At 60.0% G+C, this 12,104-nt stretch carries 9 protein-coding genes; 4 read left to right on the plus strand and 5 right to left on the minus strand.

Annotated features, from left to right (window positions below; translation table 11 throughout):
• Nucleotides 1-12 precede the first annotated feature (12 nt).
• Both lolD and ACYZT9_RS17910 read right to left on the minus strand, forming a co-directional pair.
• Nucleotides 13-696: a lipoprotein-releasing ABC transporter ATP-binding protein LolD gene (lolD, locus tag ACYZT9_RS17905; protein WP_167362922.1), complete on the minus strand. Its 684-nt coding sequence runs from the start codon at nt 694-696 to the stop codon at nt 13-15.
• Nucleotides 697-703: 7 nt separating this feature from the next.
• Complete coding sequence (locus ACYZT9_RS17910) at nt 704-1,954, minus strand: lipoprotein-releasing ABC transporter permease subunit (RefSeq protein WP_462006723.1); 1,251 nt, start codon at nt 1,952-1,954, stop codon at nt 704-706.
• Between the two features lie 94 nt (nt 1,955-2,048).
• Between ACYZT9_RS17910 and ACYZT9_RS17915 the strand changes: the two genes are divergently transcribed.
• Entirely contained in the window at nt 2,049-2,627 is a 579-nt protein-coding gene (locus tag ACYZT9_RS17915; RefSeq protein WP_462006724.1) for a PilZ domain-containing protein, read from the plus strand.
• 14 nt (nt 2,628-2,641) lie between these two features.
• Nucleotides 2,642-3,364 (plus strand): glycerophosphodiester phosphodiesterase, encoded by a 723-nt coding sequence (locus ACYZT9_RS17920; protein WP_462006725.1) that lies wholly within the window; start codon nt 2,642-2,644, stop codon nt 3,362-3,364.
• A 42-nt stretch (nt 3,365-3,406) separates the two neighbouring features.
• Here the strand turns inward: ACYZT9_RS17920 and sthA are convergent, their stop codons facing one another.
• From sthA to ACYZT9_RS17935, 3 genes are all read right to left on the minus strand, one after another.
• Nucleotides 3,407-4,801 (minus strand): Si-specific NAD(P)(+) transhydrogenase, encoded by a 1,395-nt coding sequence (sthA, locus tag ACYZT9_RS17925; RefSeq protein ID WP_007984277.1) that lies wholly within the window; start codon nt 4,799-4,801, stop codon nt 3,407-3,409.
• 207 nt (nt 4,802-5,008) lie between these two features.
• Entirely contained in the window at nt 5,009-6,034 is a 1,026-nt protein-coding gene (locus ACYZT9_RS17930; protein WP_462006726.1) for an FAD:protein FMN transferase, read from the minus strand.
• Nucleotides 6,035-6,247: 213 nt separating this feature from the next.
• Nucleotides 6,248-7,711 (minus strand): glyceraldehyde-3-phosphate dehydrogenase, encoded by a 1,464-nt coding sequence (locus ACYZT9_RS17935; protein WP_462006727.1) that lies wholly within the window; start codon nt 7,709-7,711, stop codon nt 6,248-6,250.
• Between the two features lie 363 nt (nt 7,712-8,074).
• On the opposite strand from ACYZT9_RS17935, the gene mfd reads away from it, so the two are divergent.
• Together mfd and ACYZT9_RS17945 are read left to right on the plus strand one after the other, a co-directional pair.
• A complete protein-coding gene (gene mfd / locus ACYZT9_RS17940; protein WP_462006728.1) occupies nt 8,075-11,524 on the plus strand; it encodes a transcription-repair coupling factor in 3,450 nt (1,149 codons plus the stop codon).
• A gap of 10 nt (nt 11,525-11,534) precedes the next feature.
• Nucleotides 11,535-12,101 (plus strand): CsiV family protein, encoded by a 567-nt coding sequence (locus tag ACYZT9_RS17945; protein ID WP_462006729.1) that lies wholly within the window; start codon nt 11,535-11,537, stop codon nt 12,099-12,101.
• Nucleotides 12,102-12,104 lie beyond the last annotated feature (3 nt).

Raw genomic sequence — 12,104 nt, forward strand, 5'->3', positions numbered from 1 at the left:
GGTTTCGGTCAATCAGATGGGCGTCAGGCAACCTTCCTGCAAATGCAGGACGCGATCCATCTGGCGAGCCAGGTTCATGTCGTGGGTCACCACCAGGAACGCCGTGCGCATCGAGGTGCTGAGTTCCAACATCAAATCCTGAATACCCTGAGCGGTGTGGGAGTCGAGGTTGCCGGTCGGCTCGTCGAGCATCACCAGGCCTGGTTTGTTCACCAGGGCCCGGGCAATGGCCACACGCTGACGTTCGCCACCGGACAGTTCTGCCGGTTTATGCTCCAGTCGATGACCCAAACCTACCCGCTCCAGCAATGCCGTCGCACGCTGACGTGCTTCCGGTATTGCGGTCTTGCCGATCAGCAGCGGCATGCAGACGTTTTCCAGCGCGGTGAATTCCGGCAGCAAATGGTGGAACTGGTACACGAACCCGAGGGAACGGTTACGCAGCAGGCCACGATTCTTCTCGCTCAGTGCCGACAGTTCTTCGCCGTCGAGCCAGACGCTACCCTTGGTTGGCGTATCGAGACCACCCAACAGGTTGAGCAACGTACTTTTGCCCGAACCCGAGGTGCCGACAATCGCCACGCGCTCACCCGGATGCAGCTCCAGCTGCAGACCCGCCAGAACTTCTACCGACTCCGGACCTTCCTCGTAGGATTTGCCCAGGTTGCGGCAGCTCAAGATTGCTTTATCACTCATGCCCGACTCACTCATAACGTAGCGCCTCCGCAGGCTGGGTGCGCGCGGCACGCCAGGCTGGATACAGGGTGGCGAGGAAACTCAGGACCAACGCGGCCGCGCAGACCATCAACACATCCTGGCTCTGCACTTGCGACGGCAGGTAATCGATGAAGTACACGTCGGCGTTGAGGAATTTGTGCCCGATCAGCCCTTCCAGGGCCGAGATCGCGGCGCTGACGTTCAGCGCGGCGAAGATCCCGACCACGGCGCCGATCAGCGTGCCTACCACGCCAATGACTGTGCCCTGGACCATGAAGATCGCCATGATCGAACGCGGTGTGGCGCCGAGGGTACGCAGAATCGCGATGTCGCCCTTCTTGTCGTTCACCACCATCACCAGCGTGGAAATGATGTTGAACGCCGCAACGGCAACGATCAGCAGCAACAGCAGACCGATCATGGCTTTTTCCATGCGGATCGCCTGATACAGATTGCCGTGGGTGCGGGTCCAGTCGCGGGCGTAGTAATGGTCTTCGCCAAGCTGCTGGGCGATGTTCCACGCCGTGCGCGGTGCCTGGAACAAATCGTCGAACTTCAGGCGGATGCCCTGCACCTGATCCGGTTTCCAGCGGTGCAGCTTCGCCAGATCCTGCAGGTTGGTGACGCCCAGATAACCGTCGATCTCGCCGGCGCCGACATGGAAGATGCCAACCACGGTAAAGCGTTTCATGCGCGGGAACATGCCGGCCGGGGTCACGGTGACTTCCGGTGCGACGAAAGTCAGCTTGTCGCCGATGGCCGCGCCGAGCTTGGCGGCCGCCTTGTCGCCGATGACGATGCCGAAACTGCCCGGCGCGAGGTCGTCGAGTTTGCCCTGCAGCATGAACTTGTCAATGATCGACACCTGGCGCTCCAGCGCCGGGTCGATGGCATTGAGCAGCACTTTGGAGACCTTGCCGTTATTGGTCAGCAACCCCTGCATCTGAGTGAACGGCGCTACAGCCGTCACCTGCGGGTTCTGCTTGACCTTGGCGGCCAGGCCTTGCCAGTCGCTGATCGGCTCACCGGACTCGATGGTCGCATGGGGCACCATGCCCAGCACGCGGGTGCGCATCTCATGATCGAAGCCGTTCATCACTGACAGCACCACGATCATCACGATCACGCCGAGGGCAAGACCGATCATAGAAGTCAGGGAAATGAACGACACAAAATGACTGCGGCGCTTTGCACGGGTATAACGCGTGCCAATAAATACGAAGAGAGGTCTGAACATGTCGGGGCTTGTTCGGAGGGAAAAGGAACGTCCTTGTGGCGGGGGTCGGTAACCAGCTTTACACTCAGACCACCGCCGCTACCATGGGTTCGCCATGTCGACATTAGATGAAGAAGATCGCCGCGAATACTACCGTATCGAGGACACGATCGCACTGGAAATTCGGCCCCTGTCCGCTCCCGAAGCCGCAGGCCAGGAAGTGTTGCAGGATGCTTCCCCTCTCTTCAACCTGCTCAGCGAACTGCACCTGAGCGAATTCGAATCGCAACACCTGTTGCGCCAGATCAGCGAGCGCGACCGCAACCTCGCGGCGTTCCTGAAATCCCAGAACAAACGCATCGATCTGCTCAGTCAGGTGACTGCAGTCACCGTACTCGGGCAAATCGGCAAGCCGCAGCCCGTGATCATCTCCGAGGGTGGCATCGAGTTCCAGCACCCGACACCGGTTGCCACGGGCACGCACCTGTCGGTGAAAATGGTGCTGATGCCGCAAGCCCTCGGCCTGCTGCTGCGGGCGCGCGTTACCCATTGCGATCGCAAGGGTGACGGCTACGATGTCGGCACCGAGTTCGAACGCCCGACCGATGCGCAGCGCCAACTGCTGGCCCGCTACATTTTGCAGAAGCAGGCCCAGGAACGACGGCTGGCCCGCGAAAACGAATCAGGCATTTAATTTAAGGAAGAACCGTGACCCTCATTTACGGCCATCGCGGCGCCAAGGGCGAAGCACCGGAAAACACGCTGACCAGCTTTCAGCAATGCCTCAAGCACGGCGTGCGCCGTTGCGAACTGGACCTTCATCTGTCCATGGACAACGAGTTGATGGTCATTCATGACCCGACGCTCAAGCGCACCACCGACCGGCGCGGCAAGGTGGTCGAGCACTCGGCGGCCGAGCTGAAGACCTACGACGCACGCACGGGCGGCCCGGGCTGGATCAAGCCGTGCCCGATTCCGACGCTGGAAGAACTGTTCGAGAAATGCGACTTCGAGCACTGGCAGCTGGAAGTCAAAAGCGCTTCACGCACCCGCGCCGCGACCACGGTGCTGGCGATTCGTGAAATGGCTCAGCGTTTCGGCATGCTCGACAAGGTCACCATCACGTCCAGTTCAAGGGAAGTGCTGAAAGCCGCGCTGGACCTGGTGCCGGACGTGTCCCGCGGCCTGGTGGCCGAGTACGCCTGGCTCGACCCGCTGAAGGTCGCGCAAAGCTACGGCTGTGAAATTTTGGCGCTGAACTGGACACTGTGCACGCCGGAACGGCTGCAGAAGGCGCAGCGTCAGGGGCTGCATGTGTCGGTGTGGACAGTCAACGAGCCCGCGCTGATGCGCAGACTCGCCGACTTCGGCGTTGACAGCCTGATTACAGACTTTCCCGGTTTGGCCACTGCCACGCTCGAGAATTGCTGAAATCGGTCTCCCCGGCCGGCTCAGGCCACCGGCCGGAGCCGCTCAAAAAAGCCGGTTGAGGCCGTCGTAAGCCGCTACCCGATAGGCTTCGGCCATGGTCGGGTAGTTGAACGTCGTGTTGACGAAGTACTTCAGCGTGTTCAGTTCGCCCGGCTGGTTCATGATCGCCTGACCGATGTGAACGATCTCCGACGCCTGATAACCAAAGCAGTGAACGCCCAGCACTTCCAGAGTCTCGCGGTGGAACAGGATCTTCAGCATGCCCTGAGGCTCGCCGGCGATCTGCGCACGCGCCATGCTTTTGAAGAACGCCTTGCCGACTTCGTACGGCACCTTGGCCTGCGTCAGCTCCTGCTCGTTCTTGCCGATCGAGCTGATTTCCGGAATGGTGTAAATGCCGGTCGGCACGTCGTTGACGAAACGCCAGCTACCGTTATCAACGATGCTGCCAGCGGCCGAACGTCCCTGGTCGTGGGCGGCACTGGCCAGGCTTGGCCAGCCGATCACATCACCGGCGCCGTAAATGTTCGGTACGCAGGTGCGGTAGGCTTCGTCGACTTCGATCTGGCCACGGCTGTTGACCTTCACGCCGATGTTTTCCAGACCTAGCTGATCCGTGTTACCGGTCCGGCCATTGCACCAGAGCAAGGCGTCGGCCTTGATCTTCTTGCCGGACTTGAGGTGCAGGATCACGCCGTTGTCCACGCCTTCGACGCGGTCGTAGTCTTCGTTATGGCGAACCGTGATGTTGTTGTTGCTGAAGTGATAGCTCAGCGCCTGGGAAATTTCCGAGTCGAGGAAGCTCAGCAACTGACCGCGGTTGTCCACCAGCTCAACCAGAACCCCCAGACCGCTGAAGATCGAGGCGTATTCGCAACCGATCACGCCAGCGCCGTAAACGATGAGTTTGCGCGGGGTGTGGCCGAGGCTGAGGATGGTGTCGCTATCGTAGATACGCGGGTGATGGAAATCGATGTCCGCCGGGCGATAAGGGCGCGAACCGGTGGCAATGATGATGTGCTTGGCCACCAGTTTTTCGACCACGCCGTTGGCGCAGACCACTTCGATGGTTTGCTCGTCGGCGAAACTACCGGTGCCGAAAAACACGTCGACGCGGTTACGGGCGTAGTAGCCGGTGCGCGAAGCGACTTGCTTGGAAATGACTTTCTCGGCGCTTTTCAGCACGTCCGGGAACGAGAACCAGCGCGGTTCACCAATGGCCCGGAACATCGGGTTGGTGTTGAACTGCATGATCTGCCGGACCGAGTGACGCAGTGCCTTGGACGGGATGGTGCCCAAGTGGGTGCAGTTGCCGCCGACCTGGCGACGGCTATCGACCATCGCCACCTTGCGCCCTGCTTTGGCGGCGTTCATTGCCGCGCCTTCTCCCGCCGGACCGGAACCCAGCACCACCACGTCGTAGTTGTAGACAGCCATGCGTACTCCTCAGAACAGGCCGCGGCGCCCTCGGCACCTGCGGCTAAATCACGCCGATCTGCGGCGTGAAGGAACAATTTGGGGCCAGTGCAGAACCCGGACACAGTCTATAGAAGCGTCAACGCCGGGCACATTAACCCTTGGTCGCGTCGTAGGCTACTTTTGCGTGCACTACAACGCCAGTCTTTGCTGCTTGAATCGCCTTGCTCACTCGGTTTTTCCGCCACTGAGGCGTTCAAAAGCGTGACTGGTGCGCGTGACGAAACCTGTATCGGCACGCATCACAAAAAATGCACCGATGTTGTGAGTTTCGGCATAGTCCCAACCCCGCTCAGGACCGAGAATCAGCAACAGCGTCGATAAGCCATCGGCCATCAAGGCTGAAGGATCAATCACCGTGACTGACGCCAGGGTATGTGAGACCGGCGCACCGGTGCGGGCATCGAAGGTGTGGGAATAACGCCGACCATCCTGCTCGAAATAATTACGGTAGTCGCCGGAAGTGGACACGCCGTAGCCGTCCACATGGATGATGCGCTGCGCCACTTGCTGATCGTCGCGAGGCTCCTCCAATGCAATCTTCCAGGGTGAGCCGTCGAGTTTCTTGCCCGCTGCCTTGAGTTCTCCGGTGGCTTCGGCGAGGTAGTTGCGGATGCCCATGGCTTCGAGTTTTTCGGCAATCCTGTCAACCGCGTAGCCTGCAGCGATGCTGTTGAAGTCGACTTCGACGGCAGCGTCCTTGCACAGCAGATCGCCTTGAATGCGCAGATGTTGATATCCGACTCGCTGGCGCACGTCCGCCAGCGCTTGGGCAGCGGGGACTTTTTCCTCACGCGCCTGCGGACCAAACCCCCAGAGATTGAGTAGCGGTTCTACCGTCAGGTCGTAGGAGCCTTCGCTTTGTTCTGATAGCTGCTCACCAACGCGGACTAACTCGAGGACCGGCGCGGGCATTTTCTGACAGCGGTTAGCGGGAAGATCGTTAAATCGTTCGATGTCCGAATCACTGCGGTAGGTGGACATTTGCCGGTCCACTTCAGCGAGGATCTTTTCGACTTCGACGCGGACCTCGGCGGCTGCGGGAAGATCGGCGTGGCGCAGGTATTTGATCGAATACGTACTGCCCATGGTCGGACCGCTGATGGTTTCCATGGAATCGCCGTTGCCGCAGCCGGACAACGTGCCGAGCAGCAACCAAAAAATGCTCCGCCACCTGCTCGACAAATCCCACATTTTCCTGCCCCCCCCCCTGACACAATGAAGTCCGCCATTATGCACGCCCCCTTTGTAGGAGCGAGCTTGCTCGCGATGGACGCCAACGATAACGCGTATTCTCTGGATACACGCGTCGCCCTGAAGTCCATCGCGAGCAAGCTCGCTCCTACAGAGAGGCACAAACAAAAACGCCCCGACCAAAGTCGAGGCGTTTTCATGTGCAGCTAACGTTTAGCGCGGGAACGATGGCGGGTTTACACCAGCCATGTCTTCCATCACGCGCACTACCTGGCAGCTGTAACCGAATTCGTTGTCGTACCAAACGTACAGAACAACGCGGTTGTCTTGGGTGATGGTTGCTTCAGCGTCCACCACGCCTGCGTGGCGCGAGCCAACGAAGTCGGTGGACACCACTTCCTGCGAGTTGACGTAGTCGATTTGCTTATGCAGATCGGAGTGCAGCGCCATGTAGCGCAGGTACTCGTTCATCTCTTCGCGGGTGGCGGCTTTCTCAAGATTCAGGTTGAGAATGGCCATCGACACGTTTGGCGTCGGAACACGGATCGCGTTACCGGTCAGCTTGCCGGCCAGCTCAGGCAAAGCCTTGGCAGCAGCAGTGGCGGCACCGGTCTCGGTGATGACCATGTTCAGCGCGGCGCTACGGCCACGGCGGTCGCCTTTGTGGAAGTTGTCGATCAGGTTCTGGTCGTTGGTGTACGAGTGAACCGTTTCTACGTGACCGTTGACGATGCCGAACTTGTCGTTGACCGCTTTCAGCACCGGCACGATGGCGTTGGTGGTGCAGGAAGCGGCCGAAACGATCTTGTCGTCAGCGGTGATTTCGCCGTGGTTGATGCCATGAACGATGTTCTTCAGCTTGCCTTTGCCAGGCGCGGTCAGAACAACGCGGTCGATACCCGGGCAGGCCAGGTGCTGGCCCAGGCCGTCAGCGTCACGCCATACACCGGTGTTGTCCACCAGCAGCGCGTCTTTGATGCCGTACTGGGTGTAATCCACCTCAGTCGGGTTTTTCGCGTAGATAACCTGGATCAGATTACCGTTGGCGGTGATGGTGTTGTTGGCTTCATCAATGGTGATGGTGCCATCGAACGGACCATGAACCGAGTCACGACGCAGCAGGCTCGCACGCTTGACCAGATCGTTCTCGGCGCCCTTGCGGACAACGATGGCGCGCAGGCGCAGGCCGTCGCCACCACCGGTTTTTTCGATCAGGATGCGCGCCAGCAGACGGCCGATACGACCGAAGCCATACAGAACAACGTCGGTGCCTTTGCGCGCGGCAACGTTCTGCTGGCCGACGACATCAGCCAGTTCTTCACGGACGAACTGCTCGGCAGTGCGGCCATTGCCTTCAGCCTTGAACTTGACTGCAAGCTTGCCCAGGTCTACCGAAGCAGCGCCGAGCTTGAGCTCGCTCATAGCCTTGAGCAGAGGGAATGTTTCGTGGACGGACAATTCGCTGTCATCGGACTGGCGATGACGAGCAAAGCGGTGAGCTTTGAGAATCGCGATGACTGAACGATTGATCAGGCTGCGGCCATAGATCGAGCTCACCACGTTGTTATTGCGGTAGAGCTGACCGATAAGCGGAATCATCGCTTCTGCGAGTGCTTCACGGTCGATCCATTCACCAAGACACTGGTCGGGCTTCTGAGTCACGGGAACCTTCCACATGTAGGGGCAGAAAAAAGGGGCTACATTATGCCGCCGAGTGCCCTCGGTAGCAATGCGCGCCTGTCGTGCGATCCGTAACAAATTCCAGTTCAAAAAAATTACGCGCAACCGAAGCCCAGTAAAACCGCGGCTTTCAGCGAAGTCAATTTTTTGGAGACATGGCTGCCCTGTCCGTAACCCTCCGCAACACTCGACCGTTATGCCACTACATAATCAAAGATTTTCAGTAAAAAACAGCCGGATTTTGTCTTTACCACTACATTTCGCCAAACCTGAGTAATAGGCTCAGTCAGCAACTGACAGGCGGCACCCGGGGCCGCTACAATTACCGACTTTGTCGCAACGCTTGGAGCTCAACCTTCCGTGCCCGTTCTGCGTCTACCGCTTCTCCCTGCCGCGGCAGGTAAACAGCACTGGGGCAATCTGCCCGGTGCCGCCCTGAGCCTGGCCATCGCCGAGGCCGCCAGCGCTGCCAAGCGCTTTACCCTGCTGCTGACCGCCGACAGCCAAAGTGCCGAACGGCTGGAACAGGAGCTGAGTTTCTTCGCCCCGGATTTGCCGGTGCTGCATTTTCCGGACTGGGAAACCCTGCCGTACGATCTGTTTTCGCCGCACCAGGACATCATTTCCCAGCGCATCGCCGCCCTCTATCGGTTGCCGGAGCTGAGCCATGGCGTGCTGGTGGTGCCGATCACCACGGCCCTGCATCGCCTGGCGCCGACCAAATTCCTGCTCGGCAGCAGCCTTGTTCTGGACGTCGGCCAGAAGCTCGATGTCGAGCAGATGCGTACCCGGCTGGAGGCCAGCGGCTACCGCTACGTCGACACCGTGTACGAGCATGGCGAATTCACCGTCCGCGGCTCGCTGATCGATCTGTTCCCGATGGGTAGCAAGCTGCCCTTCCGGATCGACCTGTTCGATGACGAAATCGAGACGCTGCGTACATTCGATCCGGAAAACCAGCGCTCCATCGACAAGGTGGACACCGTTCGCCTGTTGCCGGCGCGGGAGTTTCCGCTGCAAAAAGACGCGGTCACCCGCTTCAAGGCGCGCTTTCGCGAACGCTTCGATGTCGACTTCCGTCGCTGCCCGATCTTCCAGGATCTGAGCAGCGGGATTACACCGGCGGGTATCGAGTACTACCTGCCGCTGTTCTTCGACGAAACGTCCACACTGTTCGATTATCTGCCCCAGGACACCCAGGTGTTCTCGCTGCCGGGCATCGAGCAGGCGGCGGAAAACTTCTGGAACGACGTGCGCAACCGTTATGAAGAGCGCCGTGTCGATCCCTCTCGTCCTTTATTACCGCCAGCCGAATTGTTCTTGCCAGTGGAGGATTGCTTTGCCCGCCTGAAGAACTGGCCCCGTGTGGTGGCCAGTCAACAGGACGTTGAAACCGGCGTCGGCCGTGAGCGCTTCCCGGCGCGGGAGCTGCCAAACCTGGCCATCGAGGCCAAGGCCACTCAGCCACTGGCGGCGCTCGCCGGTTTCCTCGACGAATTCCCTGGTCGCGTACTGTTCACCGCCGAGTCCGCGGGCCGTCGTGAAGTACTGCTTGAACTGCTCGAACGCCTGAAGCTGCGGCCGAAAACCGTCGACAGCTGGCCGGACTTTGTCGTGAGCAAGGAGCGCCTGGCGATTACCATTGCGCCGCTCGACGAAGGCCTGGTGCTTGATGACCCGGCACTGGCACTGGTGGCTGAAAGTCCGTTGTTCGGTCAGCGCGTGATGCAGCGCCGACGTCGAGAGAAGCGCGCCGATGCCAACAACGACGCCGTGATCAAGAACCTCACCGAGTTGCGCGAAGGCGCGCCGGTGGTGCACATCGATCACGGCGTCGGTCGGTATCTGGGTCTTGCGACGCTGGAAATCGACGATCAGGCGGCTGAGTTCCTGACCCTGCAATACGCCGAAGGCGCCAAGCTTTACGTGCCGGTCGCCAACCTGCATTTGATCGCCCGTTATACCGGCAGCGACGACGCCCTGGCTCCGTTGCACCGTCTCGGCTCGGAAACCTGGCAGAAAGCCAAACGCAAAGCCGCTGAACAGGTGCGCGACGTGGCTGCCGAATTGCTCGACATCTATGCCCGCCGCGCCGCTCGCGAAGGTTATGCCTTCGCAGATCCGAAAGCCGACTACGCAACCTTCAGCGCCGGTTTCCCGTTCGAAGAAACCCCGGACCAGCAAACCACCATCGACGCCGTGCGCGCCGACATGCTCGCGCCGAAACCGATGGACCGTCTGGTCTGCGGCGATGTCGGTTTCGGCAAGACCGAAGTGGCGATGCGGGCCGCATTTATCGCGGTGCACGGCGGTCGTCAGGTCGCCATTCTGGTGCCGACCACCCTGCTCGCCCAGCAGCACTACAACAGCTTCCGCGACCGCTTCGCCGACTGGCCGGTGACCGTGGAAGTGATGAGCCGTTTCAAGTCGACCAAGGAAGTGAACGCCGCTGTCGCCGATCTCGCCGAAGGCAAGATCGACATCGTCATCGGCACACACAAATTGCTGCAAGACGACGTCAAGATCAAAAACCTCGGGCTGGTGATCATCGACGAAGAACACCGTTTCGGCGTCCGTCAGAAAGAACAGCTCAAGGCCCTGCGCAGCGAAATTGACATCCTTACCCTGACCGCGACGCCAATTCCGCGCACGCTGAACATGGCGGTGTCGGGCATGCGCGACCTGTCGATCATCGCCACGCCGCCGGCCCGTCGTCTGTCGGTGCGGACCTTCGTCATGGAGCAGAACAAGAGCACGGTCAAAGAAGCCTTGCTGCGTGAGTTGCTGCGTGGCGGGCAGGTCTACTACCTGCACAACGACGTGAAGACCATCGAGAAATGCGCCGCCGACCTCGCCGAACTGGTGCCGGAAGCGCGGATCGGTATCGGCCACGGGCAGATGCGCGAACGCGAACTCGAACAGGTCATGAGCGACTTCTACCACAAGCGCTTCAACGTGCTGATCGCCTCGACCATCATCGAGACCGGCATCGACGTGCCGAGCGCCAACACCATCATCATCGAGCGTGCCGACAAATTCGGCCTGGCGCAGCTGCACCAGTTGCGCGGCCGCGTCGGTCGCAGTCACCACCAGGCTTACGCGTACCTGCTGACACCGCCGCGCCAGCAAATCACCCCGGATGCAGAAAAGCGTCTGGAAGCCATCGCCAACACTCAGGACCTCGGCGCGGGCTTCGTGCTTGCCACCAACGACCTGGAAATCCGTGGCGCCGGCGAACTGCTGGGCGACGGTCAGAGCGGTCAGATCCAGGCCGTTGGTTTCACGCTGTACATGGAGATGCTCGAGCGCGCGGTGAAGTCGATCCGCAAAGGCGAACAGCCCAATCTCGATCAGCCGCTGGGCGGTGGTCCGGAAGTCAATTTGCGCGTACCGGCATTGATTCCGGAAGACTACTTGCCGGACGTGCATGCCCGACTGATTCTCTACAAACGCATCGCCTCGGCCACCGATGAGGACGGCCTCAAGGACCTGCAAGTGGAGATGATCGATCGTTTCGGTCTGTTGCCGGAGCCGACCAAGAACCTGATGCGCATCACGGCGCTGAAGTTGCAGGCCGAGGTGCTGGGCATCAAGAAAGTCGACGGCGGCCCGCAAGGTGGCCGGATCGAGTTCGCCGCGCAAACGCCAGTCGACCCGCTGACCCTGATCAAACTGATTCAGGGCCAGCCCAATCGCTACAAATTCGAAGGCGCCACGATGTTTAAATTCATGGTGCCGATGGAGCGCCCGGAAGAGCGCTTTAATACAGTAGAGGCACTGCTTGAATGCCTCATTCCGAAAACTGCTTGAAGGACGCCGCATGCGCCTGTTTCGCTCACTGACTTTGCTGATGACCCTGGCTGCCCCGATGGCGTTTGCCGATGACCTGTATCAGATTGAAATGATTCTGGTCCGGCAAAATGCCGTGCCCGCCATCGTCAGTCGCGCGGCACCGGAAGACTGGGCCGGCGGCGCCCAGCGCATCAGCCCCGACAGCCTGCGCACGCCCAGCCTGAATGGCGAAGTGGAAAAACTCACCGCCAGCAACGAATACACGGTGTTGCTGCACAAGGCCTGGCAACAGAACCTGGGTGAAGAAGCCACCAAAATCGCGATCAGCGACGGTAAGGAACAGTTCGGCCAGTTCCCGATCGAGGGCACACTGAGCCTGAAGCTGGGACGCTTTACCGATGTGGACGCCGACTTCTGGGTCAACCAGATCGACACCAATGGCATGGTCACCGCCAGCGAACGCCTGAAGCAGGAAAGCCACACCAAGAACGGCCAGCTGAACTTCCTCGACAACGGCCACCTCGGTTTGCTGATCAAGATCACCTCGCTCACCGCCCCTGCGCCTCGGCCAGTCCCCGATGAAATTCCGGACTGATTG

The sequence above is a fragment of the Pseudomonas sp. ZT5P21 genome, assembly GCF_054897785.1.